Origin of the sequence: Enterococcus sp. AZ080 (assembly GCF_051714945.1) — a bacterium.
Classification (GTDB): Bacteria; Bacillota; Bacilli; order Lactobacillales; family Enterococcaceae; genus Enterococcus_B; species Enterococcus_B pernyi.
Map to the genome: position 1 here is coordinate 1,705,406 of NZ_JBIOSV010000001.1, position 22,283 is coordinate 1,727,688.

A 22,283-nucleotide genomic window follows, 5' to 3' on the forward strand; every position below is an offset into this window, starting at 1 on the left:
AGTTGAGCAACAGTTTTACCTAAAAAGACCCGACTAAATTTCTCTAGTCGGGTAACAGTCCTATTCCTTATAAATTATCACTTGAAACTTGATAATCCTTTTCTATTTTCTTTATCAATCATCGGGGTTATCTTAAACTCTTTTTCACTATACACCCGATGCATCGTCCACTGATCAATGAATGGTACCGCTAGATTCATGACAACAATCGCTACGCCGATCCCCCCTGACAAATCTAAGACGATTCTTAAAACAGCACATAGTAAACCACAGCCGATAGCGAAATAATACTTCCCTTTATCGGTTGCAGGTGAAGTCGTATAGTCTGTTACCATGAAAACAGCTGCCATGATCAATGCTCCACTAAGCAAATGAGCTGTAGCAAAGCTAAAATTAAACCCACTATAAATTAAAATCGCTAGATAGAAAGAGCTTAGGGTCAACAGAGGAACGAATGGATGGATGATTTTTCGCACGATCAAATAGCCCCCTGCAATCAATAAGAGCAGTTTACTTGTTTCCCCCATTGGACCGCCTAGATCAATCCCTAAGAAAAGTTTCCACCATTCAGGTGTGGTCGCGCTGATTTCTCGAGAAAAATGAGCAAGTGCCACAAGTGGCGTCACAGTAGTGATCACATCTGGTCCTGGTGCGATCCAATTGGTGATCCAAGGAGATAAAAAGAGCTTTAGAAGGACTCGTGCTGCTACTGCGGGATTGATCCAGTTCCTTCCTAACCCGCCTCCTAGATGCTTTACAAGGACGATAGCAATAAAGTCTCCGACAAGCACTGTCCATAATGGTGCACTAGTAGGTAATGTCAAAGCTAACAGCCAACCTGTGATCACAGCAGTCAAATCATTGACCGTGATTGGTTGTTTACTTACTTTTTGGATAACCCCTTCAAGTAATACACATGTGAGGATACTGGTAATGATCATCACTAACGAACGCCAACCAAAAAAGTAAGTAGCACCAATCGTTGGAAATATAAGGGCAATCAATACTTGTTTCATTTTCCATTGGCTTGTCCAATCATTACGGATATGCGGACCATTGATCGTTCCGTTTCCTAGATATTTCGTACTCATCCTTTTGCCTCCATGATCTGATTTTTTACTGCTCTGATATCTTTTAATAAATTGATTTTTGAAGGACAGATAAATGAACAAGCACCACATTCTAAACAATTCAACGCGCCTAACTGTTCGGCTGTCTGAAGATCCTGATGACGGTACGCTTGACTGATCAAGATCGGATGTAGACCGATTGGGCACGCATTCACACACTCGCTACATTTGATACACTTTTGTTCCTTGGGGATCATTGCCTCTGCTGCAGACAATGCTAAAATCAAATTAGTCGTTTTTGTGACTGGTTCATCTAATGATTGGATAAGTTTCCCCATCATCGGTCCACCATTCAATACCTTAAGAGGTGACGACACAAATCCACCACAAGCATCAATCAATTCCTCTACTGGTGTGCCAATTCGTACTCGTAGATTTTTTACTTCTTTGATCGGTGTACCTGAAACTGTTACTACCCGTTCGAAGGATGCGACCTGCTTCAACGCAGCACTAAAAATACTATGTATCGTCGCTACATTCAAGGTGATCACTCCGACATCAAAAGGGAGCTTGCCTTTAGGTATTTCTTGAGATAATACATGCTTGATCACTAATTTTTTCGCACCTTGAGGATATAGATCCCTAGAATATGTAACTGGATTCTTGGATCAATCAGATGTTTATGTAAATGTTCAATCACTTGTACAGATGATTTTTCGATCGCAATCCTTGCTTTGGGGATTTGATAAGTATCCAAAATCATTTGTTCAGTATCTTCAATCAATAATCTTCTATCACTAGTAATGGATGGTTCACATTCTGCTGCGTTAATGATCAAGGTATGGATCTTTTGTTCTTCTTTAGGTAGTAGCTTTAAGTCAGTTGGAAAACCAGCGCCTCCCATCCCTACAATTCCTGCATTCGCGACGATATTATGTAAAACTTTGTTTTTTGTATGTAATAATTCCATACGGTCAGAAAAGTCATTTTCTATAATGACCACTTCAGTCGACCGATGATTGACCATGCGGTTCTCGATTTTTTTTACGACTCCTGCCACTGAACTATGTACATTGGCAGATATTGGTCCATCTTTTTCTCCGATGAGTGTCCCAATTGCCACTTTATCGCCTACTTCAACAACGACTTTAGCAGGTTTTCCAAGATGCATAGACATTGGTAAAATAATTTTCTTTGGTGGCGTTAGTTTCTCGATGGCTTGTTGTGCTGTATGTTTGTTTTTATCAAGATAGACGCCATTCAACCTTTTTTTTACTATTAATTTCATTTTCATTCTCCTAACGATAGATAAAAAAGTAATAAATCAAACCGATAGCTACTAAAACTAATTGCAAACCTAATCCGATCCATTCATATTTTTTTCGATAACTAATTTTTTTCATTTCTCCCCCTAGAATAACAATTATTTTTTTATATAAAACAGTTGTTTTATTACTCGAATGAATATGAACAAAATAGTATATATTCGCCCAAACTCTACTAAAGAAAATGATTTATAAGTGAAATATTTTACTATTTCCGTTTATATAAAAGTAAATAAAATAACTGTTTTTCACAAATATAATAACATTATATAACGTAATATAAAAGATTAATTTATAAAAATTTTTATCTTATCTTTTTTACTAAATGACAATAACAAAAAAAACTAACTCATGTGTTGCTTTGAGTTAGAATTTTTTATTGATTTGCTTGCGAGAAATAATTTGAAGGGTTACCTTTTTGCCAGATCCTGATTACCGAAAATTATTTCGTGGAACGTGACATTCTATCCTGTAACAATCTGCTTACTAATAGTTACTCCACCGCTTGTTTTTCACATTTTGATGATAAGGACTTTGTTCAAACAACACCTTCCCATGTGAGAAATACAATTCAGCGTCTAAACATTGCCTGTCGTTAAGTAAATCAGTTATGACATTCGCTAATTCAATTACCGCAATTCGATCAAACGCGGTGATCATCGACTGTCCAATGGCTAAATTATCTAAAACAATACTTCTATAGTCGGATAATGTGGGACAAAACGTTTCAACAAAAGAATCGATTGAACTAACTGAACGGTTCAATAAAAAATGCATAGGATGGCTATTCATATGTTTCAAAAGATATTTTTTATTATTCGTTAAATCAAGTTGATTAGCAATACAAACATCGATTTCATTTGTCAAAGATAGTTCTCTTGTGACTTTACCTGTGATGGTATCGTCAATTTGGATGAACGTTACTTTTTGATGAGAATGTCCAGTATCGACTATCCGATCAATCACTTTTGTTACGCCGTTGATAAATGTATCTGAACCTACTGTATAGTCACCACTTGGATAATCAAGATAGTTGGATACTGGTACAGTGATTACTGAAAGTCCATGGCTACGTAGCTCATTTGCAAATACAACACTCGAAGTCCCACCTAATAATACGAAGGAGTCGTAATTTGCCTCTTTGATCAATTGAATAAATTGATAGTTTACATGGTTAGTTTCTGAACATAAATAGGAACAATCAAATAAATGCCAATTATTTATATTTTGATCCAACTTTGTTTGGATATATTGTTCTTCAGAAAAATTGATTGCGAATAATTCGATTTCTTGTTCAGGTATGGAAAGCACAAGCTGTTCCACTAATCGCTCTCCCCCTTTTACATAGCCTTCTATTGATAAAATCCCAACTTTTTTCGCCATATTCTTTTCCCCTCACTGTATTCTTTCATTGAATTTCTATACTAAGTTAGTTCCAAGAGCTATCTTCCTCAGTCAGCAGTAATTTCTCATGCCGATCAAATAAATAGCAGCCCTATGTAATCGGTATCATTTAATCGTAAAAGTTTTCGAAAAGTCACTTAATTTTGTGATTTCCATAGGATAAACATAGTATCTTTCCGCTGTTTTCTATTTAAGTAAAATATACCATATTTATTCCAATATAGCATAGAGGTTTTTTTATTGGTAGAAAAAAGTATAGGAATACTAAAATAATAGTAGCAATTGCGACAGAACAAATTATGATATTTTTGTCTCACGGCAACACCTAGAAAGCGAGAAAGACAAAGACATTTCTTTTATTGGTGATCATCGAATCAGGCTTTGGATCTGTCTTCAACAAAAAAATAGACCGCAAGTGTGACTTGCAGTCTATTTTTAACGTTCGATAACTCAAAATAAAACAGCTTTAAACTTATTGTACCTCCAGCTGTAACATGTATATTTTATTCGTAGCAACAATTAGAGCTGTTTCATGTTGAATGATCCAACATAGAGTTAGATAATGTGCTTTTCATTTAACAAACAATCGATCGCTTCGACAAATCAGTTAAAAAATTTTCAATAAATAAATCTGTTCCTTCTTTTGTCAGTTCATTCGCGTGACTAAACTTTTCTTTTACTTTTAATTTGATTTCTTTGATGGTCTGTTCCTTTGTCAGAAGATCGAAGATATATGTCGCTACTTCATTCTCCAGTAGAAAGATTCCCTCATCTGATGACAAGTAGATTGTATTTCCTAATTTTTCATAAGCGATCGCTTTGTTTAACTTCATTTCTTTTTCTTCCTTTCCTATAACTCCATAACCAATAGTTCTACTATTGATTGTCTTCTTTTAACAGCAATTCTTCGAAATTGATGGTGTTCTGAATATTACTTCACTTGGACTGCCTTTTCAAAAGCATTAACCGTATTACTTGTTCTTATTCCTTATTCCAAAGATAAGAGTTCCTTTATTCTTGGCGGGTGATCGATTCTTGCATTTACTTTACATCGTAAAATAATCAAATGCGAATAAGTAGTAGTTTTCATCTCAAAATGGTATGTATACACATAAGATTCACTATATAGATAAGGTTTATCCTTCTTATCTGATCTTGGTCATCGTTAACTTACAATTGATTATTGTGAGGCAAATCATAGACGAAATCATTTGCCTCACAATATGGGGATTTTTAGGAAACTAAAGTTAGTCTGTACAAAAAAGGGGAGTTTTTTAGTGTACTAACTTCGTTTCTACCATAAAAAAGAACGGTGTAAGCTTTGGTCCATTTGCTAATCATCTAGAACAACTACATGACTTCACTTTGGTATACGGTCATTTAATGTGCTTAGAGACTCTTCACAGATCCTTTGAGCTAACTATCACTGTCCTCCTCTCTAGTATTTAGGAAAAAATTTCACTTTTTTTCCTAACATTAGTATAACGCGATTAATGTAAAAGTCAATATCTTTGTTAGGAAAAGTTAGGAATAAGTTTATTTTTATTAAACAGCTTATTCGTACTGTTTTCATGGATTGCAGGATTTTAGACACTGAATTAAGAAGTAACTAGCTATCCTATATTGAAACACTCACAAATTTTAGAGAATGTTTTAGAAAAGGTTTAGGCGGATTGTTTACAGACTTGATATTTACCTTATCGATATTTTGCAAAAGTTTAAAAACATAACAATAATCTTCAAAAATTATGGTTTTAATGCTTTATATTGAGTATAATAATTTGAAAGACATCCTTATTTTTTCTCTATTTATTTATTATTTTACGCTATATTTATATAATTGATAGGCAAATCATAATAGCAAAAATCATTTACCTAACTCGTAAATGGTACTAGTTATTTGTTTCTATCATTCAAGAAAACGGAGGAAGGAAAACTGATGAAGAATTATTATTCAGTCAATGAAGTTGCAGAGATTCTAGGAGTAACTACTCGTTCTGTACGAAATTATCTACGCGAGGGAAAACTACAGGGGATAAAGGTTGGAGGAAAATGGAAATTCTCAGAAGAAAATCTGTCAGAGTTTCTACAGTTCTCTCTTAAAAACAAACCAAGCTTCGTAGGAACTGACCAACCAATAAATAGTGCAGTAGTCCTAAAATTCTACCTTCAGTACGAAACGTTGGAGTCATTGCACCAATTTAGAGATTGTATGATCAGCTATCATCAAGATGTTTATTCAAATAAAGAAGATCGTTACTTTTTTTATAATGTCTTAGATGATACCTGCGCGGAATTTATCATTAGCGGGAATTTTAACTATGTTCAAAGTTTTGGTACTTGGTTTAATGAAGCTGTTTTAAAACGAACGGATATCTCATTGACCGCACCAAAATAAAGCAGTGTAAGACATTTTTATTAGTCGATGTCTTACATTGCTTTATTTTTTAAATCAGCACAGTAATCATACTACCCCCGACAATCAAGGCTAACCCGATCAACGTGTATCTTAATTCTTTTTTGCTCTTCTTTTCGTGCAAAATAACCATACCACCTAATGTTGAGATCACTACGTTCAGTTGTGTGATGATATAGGCAGTAGCTACTCCATTGGCACTAGCTGAAAATATATAAGCAAATGCAGCTAAACTAAAAATGACTCCGACGATCGTCGCTTTCCAACTTTTTCCATCTCCGTACGCTTTTGGTTGCTTCAAGACGACGTAAATAGCCGCTGCTAAGAAAACACCTAACATTTGTGGAAAGAAGATAGCTACACCATCTGCATTGACTAATTTAGGTAGTGCACTGTACACCCAATAACCAATACTCGTAGAAGCAAGAATCGAAATTCCTTTAGTTATTCCACCTTGTTTACTTCCCCCATCAGTTACTGCTGTTAGTGCAGAACCAATCACTAGCAAGACGATCGCTACTCCACCAATCACTTTCCCTGTTGTTCCTGACCATTCGCCAAAAGCAAAAACACCAATGAGTGACGTTCCAACAAGCTGCATCGCAGTGGAAATAGGCATTGTTTTGGATACGCCGATCAAATTGAACGTCGTATATTGTCCGATTTGGCCAATGACCCAAAACGCCCCAGATAAAAGACTGATCAAAAATGTAGTAATCGAAATACCACCGGGTGACATGAACAATTGAACAACTAGACCAACGAGTAATGCCCCAATACCTGTACCCAATATTTCATTGGTGGGACGTCCACCGATTTTTTTCAAAACCAGTGGTTGGATTCCCCAGCCAATCGCTGGTATTAATGCAATTAAGATTCCCATCAATCAATCCCTACCCTTTCCCACCTTGAAATGAAGGATAAAGCGTCATACCACCGTCTACAAACAACGTGATACCTGTAACGTAGCTTGATTCATCTGAAGCCAACCAAGCAGCCGCAGCGGCGACTTCACTTGGTTTTCCAATGCGTTCCATCGGGATCATGCTTTCTGTTGTCGCTTTTTGCTCTGGATCATCAAACTTTTCGGCATTAATCGGTGTTTTGATCGCTCCTGGTCCGATACTATTGATACGTATTCCTTCAGGCGCATACTCCATCGCAACACTTTGAGTGAATAGTTTTACCCCACCCTTTGAAGCGGCATAATGTGAGAAGGTCGGCCATGGGATTTGTTCATGGACAGAGGAAAGATTGATAATACTTCCTTTTACTTTGTGTTTTTTGAAATAATTGATCGCGGCTTTTGTTCCTAAAAACACGCCAGTAAGGTTGACTTGAATCACAGTTTCCCATTCTTCCAAGCTTAATTCGTGCGTAGGTTTTTGGTTTTCAGTGCCAGCATTGTTGACCCAAACATCCAACTGACCATAGGCTTTTATCGCTTGATCAATCAAAGTCTGCACGCCTTTTTCTGTTCCTACATCCGCTTTGACAGCTAATGCTTGACCCCCAGCTTCTTCAATCGCTTTAACTGCTTCTTCTGCTCCATCAGCATCCGAATGGTAATTTACAACTACTTTCATCTTCTCTTCTCCAAAACGCTGAGAAATGGCTGTACCGATCCCTTTGGACCCACCAGTCACTATAGCTACTTTCTGTTCTAATTCTTTATACATAGAAGACACCCTTTCTTTTATCACATTAATAACAGATATTTTAAAACATTCGTTATTAGCTATAAAGACAGTGTACACTACGCAGTGTAGGTGAAAGCAAATCATACGCACTAAAAAATTCTTTCCAAAAAAGAAAGCCCTTCAGCTATCCTGATTGGGCTTCTTCCTTATTCTCGAATACTACATTTGCTTATTCAACATGTTCAAAAAAATCAGCAGTTACTCGTTCGTCTGCTTTTAATTGCTCGATCAAAGCTTCTGCTCCATCAAACTTCACTTGATCTCGGATAAACTCGTGCCAACGAATGTAGACATGTTCACCATAGATATCTTGATCAAAATCTAGAATATACAGTTCGACTGTCAATTCACGTCCATCGCCAAATGTGTCATTATGTCCGATTGATCCCATCGCTGGGTACCACGTCTCACCGATTTTGATTTCACAAACATAGACCCCCACTTTTGGTAAATGAACGGTGCTTTTAACTTTGACATTGGCTGTCGGAAATCCTAATAAGCGACCACGTGCGTCCCCGTGGATGACCACACCGTCGATTTCATAAATATATCCTAGCAAATGGGCCACACTCGCGACATCCCCAGCATCCAAGTCTTGACGAATCCGTGAAGAACTGATTTTTTCCCCTTCTTGTTGCTCTTTTGGTACAGTGACTACTTCAAAGCGACCTTTTGCATAACCTGGGAGATGAGGGACATCCGCAATTTCTTTTGGACCATACGTATAGTCAAAGCCAGAAACGGCATACTTAGCATTTAGCCCTACAATATATTGATCAACGAAATCTTGAGGGGCTAAGTGAGCAAATGCAGAAGTAAATTCAATTTCGTAAAGATAATCGATCCCAAGTTCTGCCATTTTTTCTTCTTTTTGTTCTAACGTAGTCAAGTATTTGACGTTACTTGGATTGATTTTTTTAAAGACGATTGACGGATGTTGATTAAATGTCATCAATGCCAATTTCAGACCCTCTCTTTGAGCAATTTCTCGCCCCGTTTCAATCACTTTCTGATGTCCTAAATGAACTCCGTCAAAGAAACCTAAGATCAATACGACGTCTTCTTTCGGAATTTGAGAAACTTGATAAGGGTGTCTGATTTTGATGATTTCCATTTTTACATTAAACCTCATTTCTTAAAACTTTACTTGGTTTTAACTTATTTTTTTCTTTTGGATTTGGTTGGTAGATACTCACTACTTTTCCTTGATAAAAAAGGGCAATTTCTTCTGATGGCATCTCGGATAGACCGAATACTTGGTAATCTAAGCGCATACTATTCTTGACTTTCTGCCACACTGTTTCATCGATATCGACCTGTTTGAACTTTGCTACACCCGTTTCAATGGGTAATAAATACTCTTCGATCGTACCATTCTCCATATATGATGCTACTTCAGCTAAAGTAATTGCTTGGGATTCATCCATGCCGGCACTCGCTGTTCTCGTCAAATCTGACATATGCGCAGGATAGCCTAGCTTACTCCCCGTATCTACAGCCAACGTCCGAACATAGGTACCTTTGCCACATTCGACTTCAAACCGCCACGAAACGGTCCCTGCTTCTTTTGACCAGAGGATTTCACTTGTTCGTTCAAAACGATAGATCTGTGCCTTGCGAACAGGTCGTTCCACTGTCTCATTATTTCGAGCATATTCATATAAACGTCGACCATTGACTTTCACAGCCGAGTACATCGGAGGAATCTGTGTGATCTCACCGACAAAAGCAGCCATTGCTTCATCTACTTGCTCCTCTGTCAATGCTTCGGTGACAGCTCGTTGTTCAACGATTTCACCTGATTTGTCTTCAGTCGTCGTACTGTAGCCAAGTGTGATTTCTCCTTTGTAGGTCTTCCCCGAATCCGTCAGATATTCAATGACTTTAGTGGCTTTACCAATACAAATTGGAAGAACACCATCTACATCAGGATCTAATGTCCCACCATGTCCGATTTTCTTTGTATGTAAAATTTTTCGTAATTTGAATACACAATCGTGGCTAGTCATGCCGCGTTCTTTCCATAAAGGTAATAAGCCTTCCATCTTTTGTTCTCCATTCTTTTAAGTATTAACTGAATTATTATAACACATCGGATCAAAAACTGACGGGATTGATCCTTAAATGTACGATTATTTTGTTTTAGAAACATAAACGTAACAAAAGTTCACACTGTTGTAAATAGAAAGGTGGTATTCTTTTTGTAAAGGAGGGAGCACCTATGGAAAATCTTTTCTTTGCACCTTTTGATTGGTTATACGGATGGTTATCTGGTAGATGATCGGATGATTCTTTGATCAGTCAATTCTTATCTTTTGCTTTTATGATGAAACATGTTTTCCCCAAAAGCGGACAATTCAGCGATGATCATCTGCTACGAATACAACGAAAAAATTCGAAAATGGCTCCTTTTATTTTTGGATTCTTTCGTTGTATTTTGTTTGGCTCTCTAGTGTCGAATGAAAATAGACAAAAAAAAAACAGGGAGGATACAGTTATTGTATCCTCCCTGTTCGACCATTGATACGAACGATTTAACTCGCTAGAACATTAGTCTTTGTTTAAATTACGCAATAATTCATCGATATGATTACCATAGACAACTGATTCGTCTAGCTCAAACGTCAATTCAGGTGTTTTATAAATGCTCATGTTATGTCCTAATTCACGACGAATCAGTCCACTTGCTTTATTCAACCCTTCTTGCGCTTTTTTCTTATCTGAGGCTAAGTCAGATAAGAGGCTATAATAAATCGTTGCTTGTTGCAGATCACCCGTGACATGCACATCTGTGATCGTTACGTTTTCCACACGTGGATCACGTACCTTTTTGCGTAAGATATCATTCACTTCTTTTAAAATTTCTTGACCGACTCTGCGGTCACGATAGTTAGCCATAATGAGCGGCCTCCTTTTTTTAAATTAGTCGACTTTGATTTCTTCCATGATAAAGCCTTCGATAACATCGTCTACTTTAAGATCATTGAATTTCTCTACCATTGCTCCACATTCAAAGCCCATTTTCACTTCTTTGACATCGTCTTTGAAGCGTTTCAAGCTTGCTAATTGTCCTTCGAAAATGACGATGCCATCACGAATGACACGTACGCCGCTATCACGACGAATGTAACCATCAGTGACAAAGGCACCAGCGATCGTTCCGACTTTTGATACTTTGAAGGTTTCACGGACAGTCATTTGACCAGTGATTTTCTCTTCAAATTCAGGATCTAGCATCCCTTTCATCGCTGTTTCGATTTCTTCGATGGCTTTGTAGATGATACGGTGAAGACGGATATCCACTTCTTCTGTATCTGCTTGGATTTTCGCTTGTGGTGTCGGACGAACATTGAAACCAATGATGATCGCATTACTTGCCGCAGCAAGCGTTACATCACTTTCATTGATTGCTCCAACAGCTGAATGGACGATCTTGACACGTACGCCTTCAACGTCGATCTTCTTCAATGAAGCAGCTAGTGCTTCTGCTGAACCTTGTACATCAGCCTTGATGATGACATTGACTTCTTTTAATTCGCCTTCTTTTAAGCTTTCAAACAAGTTATCTAATGTCACACGGCTAGTTGCTGCACGTTGTTCTAACATCGCACGTTTGCCACGTTCTTCACCCGCCGCACGAGCTGTTTTCTCATCTTCAAAGACAACAAAACGATCGCCTGCTTGAGGTACATCATTCAATCCTGTGATTTCAACTGGTGTTGCTGGTCCAGCTGTTTTTTCACGGCGTCCTAAGTCGTTGACCATTACACGTACACGACCATATGTGTTTCCGACAACGATTGGGTCTCCAACATTCAATGAACCTTGTTGAACAAGTAATGTTGTCACAGGACCTTTTCCTTTGTCTAATCGTGCTTCAATCACTGTACCGATCGCACGTTGTGTTGGATCAGCTTTCAAGTCTTCCACTTCAGCGACTAAAAGAATCATTTCTAATAGTTCTTCGATGTTTTGACCGAATTTCGCTGAGATTTCTACAAAAATCGTTTCGCCACCCCATGCTTCAGGAATCAATTCATATTCACTTAATTCTTGCATCACATGTTGTGGGTTTGCACCTGGTTTATCGATTTTGTTGACTGCAACGATGATTGGCACACCAGCTGCTTTCGCATGGTTGATCGCTTCTACAGTCTGTGGCATTACGCCATCATCGGCGGCTACAACTAAAATCGTGATATCAGTGATACTTGCACCACGCGCACGCATACTTGTAAAGGCCGCATGTCCTGGTGTATCCAAGAATGTGATTGGTTTGCCATCAATATCGATTTGATACGCACCGATATGCTGTGTGATACCACCGGCTTCTCCGCTTGTTACGCGAGAATGACGTAAGGTATCGAGTAAAGTTGTTTTACCATGGTCAACGTGTCCCATGATCGTAACAACTGGAGGACGTGAGACTAATTTTTCTGGATTCACTTCATCCGCTTCAAAGAATTTGTCAATATCCGCAATATCTACTTGGATTTTTTCTTGTGGTTCCATCCCGTAGTCTGTTGCTAACAATTCGATCGTATCTTTATCTAATGCTTGGTTTTGATTGACCATCACGCCTAGCATAAATAATTTTTTAATGATCTCTGCTGGTTCGCGGTGAATTTTCTTCGCGATATCTGCAACATTCATACCTTCTGTATACTCTAATACTTCAGGTAACTCACGGAATTTACGTGGTGGAACTGCTGGCTTGTTTGACGTTTGTTGTTTGCCTTTTTTTCCTTTTTTGTTGAAACGATTGCGGTTGTTATTGTTGAATTTGCCGCGATTGTTATTATTGTTTCTATTTTGGCCGCCGCCTTGGTTTGCTCCTTGACGGTTTTGGTTACTGCCCTGAGTGTTTCCTTGGGTAGAGCCTTGGCGGTTTTGGTTGCTACCTTGGCTGTTTCCTTGGGTAGTTCCCTGACGGTTTTGGTTGCTGCCTTGGTTGTTACCTTGGCGATTTTGATTATTGTTTTGAGTAGATCCTTGACGGTTTTGATTGTTTCCACCTGTCTGGTTACTCTTATTCTGATTTGTTGATTGGTTTTTTCCTTGATTCACTTGACCGCTCCCTTGACCGCGATCTTGATAGTTGCGGTTACTTTTATTTTTTTGTTGGTTCGATGGTTCGTTTGTTTTCTTTTGGTTACTTGGCTGTTGTCCGGCTGGTTTTTGGTTTGCTTTTTGTACTGGTTGCTTTTTCTGCTGTGGTTGGTTGAACGCTTGTTGCAGTTTCTTTTCATCTTGTGTGCTGACCGCACCCATGTGATTTTTCACATCGATTCCAAGTTTCTGCGCTTTATCAACGACCTCTTTACTAGACTTGTTCCATTCTTTCGCTAGTTCATAAATTCGTTTATTGCCCATGCAATCACCTTCCTAACCTTCAATTAGCTCCTTGACCTTTTTTGCAAAGCCGGTGTCCGTGATTCCTATCACTTTCCGAGGTTTACCGATCATCTGCGTGATTTCTTCCTCAGAAAACAGCTCAAAGCAAGGAACTTCGTAGTACGAACTCTTATCTTTGATTTTTTTTCTGGTATTCTCACTGGCATCACTTGCGACGAAAACGATCTTGGCTTTTTGACGACGGATGTCTCCGATCGTCAATTCTTCACCTGTGATCATTTTCCCTGCACGCATCGCTAGACCAATAAGATTCATGGCTTTTTGCCGATTCATTCCATTCATTCGCCAAATAGCTCTTTTCGGGCTTTTTGGTGAGTGACGTAATCTAATAGTTCTTGATAAAATTCATCTGTTAGCTTAGCTTCAAGTACACGATCCAAGAGATGTTTATCCCAAGCTTGTTGTACTTCCTCCGGCTCAAGTGAGACATACGCTCCTCGTCCAGGCATTTTTCCAGTAGGATCGATCGATACCACACCTTCTTTTGAACGTGTGACACGAATCATCTCTTTTTTTGGTTTCATTTCACCTGAAACCACAGATTTGCGTAAAGGGATCTTCCTTTGTTTCATCTCTTTGCCTCCTTCACTAGCAGTTAAATTTCTTCTTGTTCAGTTACTTCAGCTGTTTCGTCTTCAAATGCGATTGTTTGATATTCATCATCTGTCAAATCTGATTGGATGATTGCTTCATCGTGTAATTCTTCAGAGATTGCTGCTTCTGCCTGAGCTTTTTTCTCATAGAATTCAGTCATGTCTGACTCTGATTTGATGTCGATTTTGTGGTTCGTCAATTTGGCTGCTAGACGCGCATTTTGTCCGCGTTTACCGATTGCCAATGACAATTGATAATCCGGTACAACGACCGTACAAGCTTTTGGATTTTGTTCGTCAAAAATGACATCCACGACTTGTGAAGGATTCAATGCGTTCGCAATGAACACCGCAGGATCTTCATCCCACTCGACGATATCCATGTTTTCGCCCTTCAATTCATTCACGATCGCTTGGACACGTTGGCCTTTAGGACCAACACACGTGCCGACAGCATCGATATTCGGATCCGTTGAGCGGACAGCCACTTTTGAACGATCGCCTGCTTCTCTAGCCACACTGACGATTTCAACAAGTCCATCATAAACTTCTGGTACTTCTTGTTCGAACAAGCGACGCAAAAGATCAGGATGACTACGGCTAACAAAGACTTGAGGGCCTTTTGATGTATTCTCAACACGTGATACATATACTTTGATACGATCATGTGGTTGATAAAATTCATTTGGCATTTGGTCTTGTTTTGATAGTACCGCTTCGATTTTACCTAAATTGACATAGATATAACGTTTGTCTTGACGTTCAACGATCCCTTGCATAATGTCTTTTTCATAAGCACTGAATTCGTTATAGATGATCGTGCGTTCTGCTTCACGTACACGTTGCAAGATGACTTGCTTCGCTGTTTGGGCAGCGATACGACCGAAATCTTTTGGTGTGACTTCAAAACGGATCTTGTCACCAATCTCGTAAGCAGGATTGATCAACAAGGCGTCTTTCAAAGATACTTCTAATTGTGAGTCCATCACTTCTTCAGTGACTTCTTTCACTGCATAGACATGGATCTTGCCTTTTTTTTGTTCAAATTCTACTTCTACGTTTTGTGCTTGCCCATAATGGCGTTTGTATGCAGAAACTAACGCAGCTTCTAAAGCGTCGATCACGATTTCTTTTGAGATTCCTTTTTCAGCCTCTAAAGCATCTAACGCGTTCAACATTTCTTTACTCATTCTTCTGTTTCCTCTCCGTGATTAAAATTGGATTGCTAAGCGAGCTTTGGCAATATTCTTACGGTCAAAAACAATTTCTTTTTCCCGTGTCTTTATGCGTATCTTCAATGTAAGCTGTTCAGCATCAAATGATTGGAGAAAACCTTCGTATTGTTTTTCTCCGTCAACTGGTTGATATAAAGACACATGGATATACTCTCCTCGTGCTTTTTCATAATCTGCCTCTTTTTTCAAAGGGCGTTCTGCGCCTGGAGATGATACCTCTAGGAAATATGCTTGTGGTATCGGGTCTGGCTCTGTCGTATCAAGTTTCTCACTTAATTTTTCACTGACAAATGCGCATTCTTCAATGTCGATTCCGCCTTCTTTATCTATAAACACCCGTAAAAACCAGCTTTTTCCTTCTTTGACAAATTCTACTTCTACTAGCTCAAACTTTTGTTCATCTAAGATCGGTGTCACCATTTCTGTGACTGTTTCAACGACGCTACTCAAAGATTTCGCCTCCTTAAAATTAGATCCGTAATTCCATTAAAAAGAGTGAGCGAAAATTCCGCTCACTCACAGTTAGTATCATTACCTTAAATAACTATAACATAAATCACTCTAAATGACAAGCCATATCATTAGAACCAACTGGCAACCAGCTTTACTAATCTTTGCTTTCATTTTGATTCATTTTCATTTCTCACATTGACTTTTATAACATATCAAATAACGATAATTGATTTTCATCAGGTAAATCTTTCAAGACACCATTTTCTGTCATATACTCGATCAATGTCTTCGAGACTTTCCCACGAGTTGCCAAGTCTTCTTTGGATAAGAAAGGACCATCTTTTCTAGCTTCGACGATTTGTTTCGCTACGTTGGCCCCTAAACTTGGTACCGCACGGAATGGCGCAATCAGCGTGTCTCCTTCGATCACAAAGTTTACTGCATCGGATTTGTATAAATCGATCATTCCGAATTTCAAGCCACGTTCTAGCATCTCATTGGCTAACTCTAAAACTGTCAACTGATTCTTTTCTTTTACAGAAGCATCTAAGCCTTTATCCGTGATTTCCTTCATCGCCTCTTTCACTGCTTCTTTTCCTTTGCACATAGCAACAAGATTAAAGTCATCTGCACGAACGGAAAAATAGGCACAGTAATACAATATCGGAAAATAAACTTTGAAATAAGCAACCCGTAGCGCCATCAAGACATAAGCAGCCGCATGGGCTTTCGGGAACATGTATTTGATTTTCGAACAAGAATCGATGTACCAGTCAGGTACGTTATTTTCTTTCATTGCGGTCAAATACGTTTCACGCAATTCGTCAGGGATCTTATTCCATAATCCTTTACGCACCGTCTCCATGATTTTGAACGCCATCCCACTATCTAAGCCAGCATGGATCAAATAAACCATGATATCGTCACGACAGCCGATTACTTCAGCCAGCGTCGCATCCCCACGTTTGATCAATTCCTCTGCATTCCCTAACCAAACATCCGTACCATGAGAAAGACCAGAGATCTGCAATAATTCCGCAAAAGTCGTTGGGTGTGTTTCCTCTAACATCCCACGAACGAAACGTGTCCCAAATTCCGGTATCCCTAATGTACCTGTTTTAGAATAAATCTGTTCTTGTGTGACTCCCAAGACTTCGGGTCCAGAAAAGATCCGCATGACTTCTGGATCATCGGTTGGGATCGTTTGTGGATCAATCCCAGATAAATCTTGCAACATCCGGATCACCGTTGGATCATCGTGTCCCAGGATATCAAGTTTCAAGACATTGTCATGGATCGAGTGGAAATCAAAGTGGGTCGTTTTCCATTCTGAATTCTGATCGTCTGCCGGATATTGGATCGGCGTGAAATCATATACATCCATATAATCGGGGATAACAATGATCCCTCCTGGATGCTGTCCGGTCGTTCGTTTGACCCCAGTAGCACCTTTGGCTAAGCGATCCACTTCGGCGCTGCGGTAATGCAAGTTGTGGTCACGTTCAAACCCTTTAACGAATCCATACGCCGTTTTATCCGCAACAGTACCGATCGTTCCCGCACGATAGACATATTCTTCGCCAAACAATACTTTCGTATAATGATGGGCTTCTGCTTGATAATCCCCTGAGAAGTTCAAATCGATATCGGGTACTTTATCGCCATGGAAACCTAAGAATGTTTCAAACGGAATATCATGCCCATCTTTATTTAAACGAGTACCGCATTTTGGACATTTTTTCTCAGGCATATCAAATCCTGAACCATAAGTTCCATCTTCATAAAATTCCGAATACTGACAATCTGGGCAATAGTAATGAGGTGCCAATGGATTGACCTCTGTGATCCCTGTCATGGTTGCGACGAAACTAGAACCAACCGAGCCACGAGAACCTACTAAATAGCCATCTTCATTACTTTTATGCACTAACTTTTGTGAAATCAAATAAATCACTGAGAAGCCATTACCATTGATCGAATCCAGCTCTTTTTTCAGACGCTTTTCTACGATATCCGGTAATGGATCACCATACATTTGTTTTGCCTTCGAATAACTTAGATCCGTGATTTCATCTTCCGAACCAGGAATTTTAGGGGTATATAATTCATCTTTCACTGGCACGACTTCTTCACAGATATCTGCAATCTTATTGGTATTTTCAACTACGATTTCTTTTGCTAAATCCGTACCTAAGAAGGAGAATGCAGTCAGCATCTCATCTGTTGTTCTGAAATGCACTTCGGGCAGACTGTGACGATTCAATGGATTGGCTCCCCCCATCGAATTGACCAAGATTTTACGATAGATCGCATCTTCTTCATTCAGGTAGTGGACATTTCCTGTCGCTACAACGATTTTATCTAATGATTTGCCGATTTCTACTAAGTTACGAATGATTTCTTCTAAGTCATGTTCATTTTTGACAAGCTCTTGCTCCAGGAGTGGTGCATAGACAGCTTTAGGCATGACTTCGATATAGTCATAAAATTTCGCCCGGTTACGTGCTTCTTCTACCCCTTTTTGCATCATGGCTTCAAAAATCTCACCCTTGTCACAGGCAGAGCCAACTAACAAATCTTGTCGGAATTTTTTCAGCTGTGATCGGGGGATTCGTGGCACGCGTTCAAAATAATCGACGTTTGACATCGAGATCAATTTGAACAGGTCTTTTAATCCAGCTTGGTTTTTAGCCAGTAATGTGACATGGAAAGGTCGCGCCCGTTTGTAAGAATCACCTTCACCTACATGGGCATTCAACTGATCGTGATAATACATTTCGTGGTTTTCCATCGCTTCTTTGATAAATATCCAAGCCAGATGTCCGGTTGCTTCCGCGTCATAAATCGCGCGGTGATGTTGTTCCAAGCTAACACCGAATTTTTTGGATAGTACACCTAAACCAAACCGTTTGAATTGTGGATATAAATAACGAGCTAATTCTAAGGTATCTATAACTGGATTGGCTGCTTCAGGGATGTTGTATTTGGCATAACTTGTATTCAAAAATCCCATATCGAATGCCGCATTATGGGCAACTAGGATCGCATCTTTTGAGAATTCCAAGAATAAGCGTAAAACTTCCTCCTCAGATTTTGAACCGCGAACCATTTCATCCGTGATCCCTGTCAAATCAATGGTTGTTCGTGATAAGGGATGTCCAGGATCGATAAATTCATCAAAACTTTCGATGACATTTCCTTTGTACATCTTAACAGCAGCTAACTCGATGATCGTATCATAAACAGCAGACAAACCTGTTGTCTCCACGTCAAACACGACATAAGTGGATTCACTCAATGAATCATGGGCGTCATTATACGCAATCGGCACCCCATCATCGACCACATTCGCTTCGACACCATACAAGATCTTCACACCAGCTTTTTTCCCTGCACTATGTGCCTCTGGAAATGCTTGTGCACCGCCATGGTCAGTGATTGCAATTGCTTTATGTCCCCACTTACCTGCCTGTGCCACAAGATCTGAAATATTGTTCGTTGCATCCATAGTACTCATATTACTATGAAGATGTAATTCGACACGCTTTTCCCCTTCAGGAGAATAATCTTTACGTGGTGCATGTTTGACTTCTAAAATGTCTTGGGCATTCATCACTAGGTCACGAACAAACGTGTCTTCTTGTACACTCCCACGAACTTTCAACCAACTACCCGTACTGATTGCTTCAAAGATTTGTTCATCTTTTTCATTATTTGAAAACTTTTTGACGATAAATGAAGAAGTGTAATCTGTGATCTTCAATGTCAAAATCTTACGTTTTGAACGAAGCTCGCGTACTTCTTTATCGAACACGTAGCCTTCGATCGTTACCCGGCGTTCCTCTTCCAAGATATTGATCATCGGTGTGATAGGCTCATCATTCGGGATATTTCTACCTAGCTGGATTGGCCCGTCAAGCGCTGGTAATTGCTCTTTGCGCTCTTTTTTCTTTTGTTCATGAACAATCAAGCTTTCAGCTGCTTGTTTCATGAACGCCTCAGCCTGTTCTTGTCGTCTTTCTTCAAAAAGCTTTAGGACTCTTTCTGCTTGTTGCTCATCAACTTCTGGTTCGATTCGAAACTTAGGAAAACCGTAACTAACAAATAACTGTTCTACTAATGGCAGATATTGTTGTTTAAGATAGCCGATCGCTCCTTCACCATCAACAGGCAAAATCACCTTATGCTCTTTGATCATTGGTACTTGCGTCTTTAATACCTTTTGTACTAAAGGTGTATCGCATTGCTGACTTTCCAGTGCTTGCGACCAATAATCTTGTAAGAGTTGTTCATCGAATGTTTGATCCGCTGCTTGGACTGTGATTTTCACCTCAGCAATTTCTTTGAATGCAAGTATAACATGCTGCACCAGCGAGCGATAAAGCATCACAGGCAAAATAGCTGGAAAACGTAACGTAAACTCCCACAGACGAGATTTACGATGGACCACCACCTGTTCCATTTCCCCAGCAGAAATAAGCGGATGTGCTTTTTCTGTTTCTTCTAATTGGATCTGCTCCAATAATTTCTCAAATAACTCTCGTTTTTCTGACAAAAATATACGCCCTTTCTGTCAAGACCAGAAATTATTCCATTTCCGACCCTTACTTTTCAATACTATTTAGTATAACCCTTTTTAGGGAAATTTTCATTAAGGTTGTAAGAAAAGCGCTCTGACCTGAGCAGTAAGATGGAAAATCAGAAAATAGCTTTTCATATTTTTTAATTTTCCAGCTTAATGTTGAAGGTTAGCTTTTCGAAAACCGTTTATCAGGTTGTGAAAAAAGCGATCAGCACTGAGGAATAAGACAAGAAAATCGAAAAATGGCTTTTTCATTTTGATTTTTTTGGCTTATTATTGAAGTGTTGCTTCTTGAACACCGTTCATTAACTGAAGAAAAGGAAATGAAAAAGTCGCTTCCGTCTTCTAAAAGACTGATACGACTTTTCCACTCTTATTTATTCGCCTTGATTCAATAAAATCGGTAGTGTATTTACGAGTTCTTCTTTCCGAACTTCGACCATTTCACCTGTTTTTTTGATTTTCACTTCGACGATGCCATCTACTGCTTTTTTACCGACGGTGATACGGATTGGACATCCGATCAAATCAGAATCAGCAAACTTAACACCGGCACGCTCATTGCGATCATCAACAAGTACTTGATAACCGGCTTCGTTCATTGCTTTTTCCACTTCATTCGTCAAGTTCGTTTGGAACTCATCTTTTAAGTTCATTTGTACGACATGCAAATCAAATGGTGCAATGCCTTTTGGCCAGTGAATACCGTTTTCGTCAGCATTTTGTTCAACGATCGCTGAAAGTAGACGGCTCACACCGATACCATAGCAACCCATGATCACGTGTTTTTCACGACCATTTTCATCAAGAACAGTAGCACCCATTGATTCACTGTAACGTGTACCTAGTTTGAAGATATGCCCAATCTCGATTCCTCGAGTGAAGGCTAATACGCCATTATTATCTGGCGAAGGATCGCCTTCTTGGACAAAGCGTAAGTCTTCATATGCTAGGACATTGAAATCACGTTCTGGATTGACATTGATATAATGGTAGCCAGTTTCATTCGCTCCCGCAATCGCGTTGGCCAGATCTTGAACATGACGATCCGCATAGACTTTGACTTCTTCTGCTACACCGATTGGTCCAACTGATCCAAAATCAGCGCCTAAATAGTTTTTCGCTTCTTCTTCTGTTGCTTCTTCTAAGAAATCTGCACCTAAGAAGTTTTTCAATTTCACATCATTGACTTCATGATCGCCGCGAACTAAAACTAGAACAGGCTGCTCATCTGCTGTGAAAAGTACAGACTTAATGATTTTTTGTGGTTGAACGTCAAAGAAAGCTGCAACCTCTTCGATGGTTTTCACATCTGGTGTTTCTTTCTTTTCCATTTCCAATTGTGTTTCATGGGATTTTTTTGGCACATAGTAGCTCGTCGCCATCTCCAAATTTGCTGCATAGTCACTTTCTGTTGAATAACAAATCGTGTCTTCACCAATTTCTGAGATTGCCATAAATTCTTTTGAGTCTTTTCCGCCCATCGCCCCACCGTCACCGATGATCGCGCGGAACTCTAGACCACAACGCTTAAAGATCTCTGTATAAGCTTTTTCATAATCTTTGTATGTTTCATCCAAACTCTCTTGAGACGCATGGAAAGAATAAGCATCTTTCATGATAAACTCGCGTCCACGCAATAGTCCAAAACGGGGACGTTTTTCATCACGGTATTTTGCTTGGATCTGATAAAGATTCAAAGGTAATTTTTTGTATGAATTGACTTCATCACGGATCAATTCTGTAAATGTTTCTTCATGTGTTGGTCCTAAGATCATCTGACGATCGTTACGATCATTCAAGCGATACAAGTTGGGACCGTATGTTTCATAACGACCAGATTCTTGCCATAACTCAGCAGGTAAAATCGCTGGCATCAACATTTCTACTGCGCCGATTTTTTCAAATTCTTCGCGCATGATCGTTTTTAATTTTTCTAATACACGATTTGCAAGTGGTAAATAAGAATAGATTCCAGCCGAAACCTGACGAATGTAACCGGCACGTAGTAAGATTTGATGACTTAATACTTCCGCATCATTTGGAACTTCTCTTAATGTTGGAATCAACATTTTTGATTGTCTCATTAT

General features: G+C 39.1%; 17 protein-coding genes and 2 pseudogenes. 1 reads left to right on the forward strand and 18 read right to left on the reverse strand.

Annotated features, from left to right (window positions below; all coding sequences use genetic code 11):
• Positions 1-77: 77 nt before the first annotated feature.
• The 5 genes from IGK01_RS08020 to IGK01_RS08040 form a co-directional block, all read right to left on the reverse strand.
• Positions 78-1,091: an RnfABCDGE type electron transport complex subunit D gene (locus IGK01_RS08020; protein WP_438840642.1), complete on the reverse strand. Its 1,014-nt coding sequence runs from the start codon at positions 1,089-1,091 to the stop codon at positions 78-80.
• Positions 1,088-1,681 carry an SLBB domain-containing protein gene (locus tag IGK01_RS08025; RefSeq protein WP_349519696.1) on the reverse strand — a complete coding sequence of 198 codons (594 nt, stop codon included), beginning with the start codon at positions 1,679-1,681 and terminating at the stop codon, positions 1,088-1,090. The genes IGK01_RS08020 and IGK01_RS08025 overlap by 4 nt, the downstream gene beginning before the upstream one ends.
• The gene (locus IGK01_RS08030; RefSeq protein ID WP_224434845.1) at positions 1,681-2,358 is read right to left on the reverse strand and encodes a hypothetical protein; all 678 of its coding nucleotides are present in this window, start codon (positions 2,356-2,358) and stop codon (positions 1,681-1,683) included. Before IGK01_RS08030 ends, IGK01_RS08025 begins: the two co-directional genes overlap by 1 nt.
• A gap of 523 nt (positions 2,359-2,881) precedes the next feature.
• On the reverse strand, positions 2,882-3,778 hold the full coding sequence (locus tag IGK01_RS08035; protein WP_023519838.1) for a 6-phosphofructokinase: 897 nt from the start codon (positions 3,776-3,778) through the stop codon (positions 2,882-2,884).
• A 596-nt stretch (positions 3,779-4,374) separates the two neighbouring features.
• Positions 4,375-4,632, reverse strand: a complete 258-nt coding sequence (locus IGK01_RS08040; protein ID WP_023519839.1) for a hypothetical protein — start codon at positions 4,630-4,632, stop codon at positions 4,375-4,377.
• Between the two features lie 1,106 nt (positions 4,633-5,738).
• On the opposite strand from IGK01_RS08040, the gene IGK01_RS08045 reads away from it, so the two are divergent.
• A complete protein-coding gene (locus tag IGK01_RS08045; protein WP_023519840.1) occupies positions 5,739-6,197 on the forward strand; it encodes a helix-turn-helix domain-containing protein in 459 nt (152 codons plus the stop codon).
• Positions 6,198-6,246: 49 nt separating this feature from the next.
• Here the strand turns inward: IGK01_RS08045 and IGK01_RS08050 are convergent, their stop codons facing one another.
• From IGK01_RS08050 to IGK01_RS08110, 13 genes and pseudogenes are all read right to left on the reverse strand, one after another.
• Positions 6,247-7,098, reverse strand: coding sequence for a GRP family sugar transporter (locus tag IGK01_RS08050; RefSeq protein WP_169058790.1), 852 nt, complete (start codon positions 7,096-7,098; stop codon positions 6,247-6,249).
• A 10-nt stretch (positions 7,099-7,108) separates the two neighbouring features.
• The gene (locus IGK01_RS08055; RefSeq protein WP_244063099.1) at positions 7,109-7,894 is read right to left on the reverse strand and encodes a glucose-1-dehydrogenase; all 786 of its coding nucleotides are present in this window, start codon (positions 7,892-7,894) and stop codon (positions 7,109-7,111) included.
• 190 nt (positions 7,895-8,084) lie between these two features.
• Positions 8,085-9,029 carry a riboflavin biosynthesis protein RibF gene (gene ribF, locus IGK01_RS08060; protein WP_062805094.1) on the reverse strand — a complete coding sequence of 315 codons (945 nt, stop codon included), beginning with the start codon at positions 9,027-9,029 and terminating at the stop codon, positions 8,085-8,087.
• A 7-nt stretch (positions 9,030-9,036) separates the two neighbouring features.
• On the reverse strand, positions 9,037-9,960 hold the full coding sequence (gene truB, locus IGK01_RS08065; RefSeq protein WP_438840643.1) for a tRNA pseudouridine(55) synthase TruB: 924 nt from the start codon (positions 9,958-9,960) through the stop codon (positions 9,037-9,039).
• Between the two features lie 505 nt (positions 9,961-10,465).
• Complete coding sequence (gene rbfA, locus IGK01_RS08070) at positions 10,466-10,813, reverse strand: 30S ribosome-binding factor RbfA (RefSeq protein ID WP_010735198.1); 348 nt, start codon at positions 10,811-10,813, stop codon at positions 10,466-10,468.
• A 24-nt stretch (positions 10,814-10,837) separates the two neighbouring features.
• Positions 10,838-12,727 (reverse strand): annotated as a pseudogene (infB, locus tag IGK01_RS08075) (translation initiation factor IF-2); the annotation flags it as partial.
• 138 nt (positions 12,728-12,865) lie between these two features.
• Positions 12,866-13,288 (reverse strand): annotated as a pseudogene (locus IGK01_RS08080) (translation initiation factor IF-2 N-terminal domain-containing protein); the annotation flags it as partial.
• A 12-nt stretch (positions 13,289-13,300) separates the two neighbouring features.
• Positions 13,301-13,612 (reverse strand): YlxQ-related RNA-binding protein, encoded by a 312-nt coding sequence (locus IGK01_RS08085; protein ID WP_010735196.1) that lies wholly within the window; start codon positions 13,610-13,612, stop codon positions 13,301-13,303.
• On the reverse strand, positions 13,609-13,902 hold the full coding sequence (gene rnpM, locus IGK01_RS08090; protein ID WP_010735195.1) for an RNase P modulator RnpM: 294 nt from the start codon (positions 13,900-13,902) through the stop codon (positions 13,609-13,611). The genes IGK01_RS08085 and rnpM overlap by 4 nt, the downstream gene beginning before the upstream one ends.
• A 23-nt stretch (positions 13,903-13,925) precedes the next feature.
• Complete coding sequence (nusA, locus tag IGK01_RS08095; protein ID WP_010735194.1) at positions 13,926-15,113, reverse strand: transcription termination factor NusA; 1,188 nt, start codon at positions 15,111-15,113, stop codon at positions 13,926-13,928.
• A 21-nt stretch (positions 15,114-15,134) separates the two neighbouring features.
• Positions 15,135-15,608, reverse strand: a complete 474-nt coding sequence (gene rimP / locus IGK01_RS08100; RefSeq protein WP_010735193.1) for a ribosome maturation factor RimP — start codon at positions 15,606-15,608, stop codon at positions 15,135-15,137.
• Between the two features lie 205 nt (positions 15,609-15,813).
• The gene (locus IGK01_RS08105; RefSeq protein WP_137072540.1) at positions 15,814-20,166 is read right to left on the reverse strand and encodes a PolC-type DNA polymerase III; all 4,353 of its coding nucleotides are present in this window, start codon (positions 20,164-20,166) and stop codon (positions 15,814-15,816) included.
• Positions 20,167-20,570: 404 nt separating this feature from the next.
• Positions 20,571-22,280, reverse strand: a complete 1,710-nt coding sequence (locus IGK01_RS08110; RefSeq protein ID WP_010735191.1) for a proline--tRNA ligase — start codon at positions 22,278-22,280, stop codon at positions 20,571-20,573.
• Positions 22,281-22,283 lie beyond the last annotated feature (3 nt).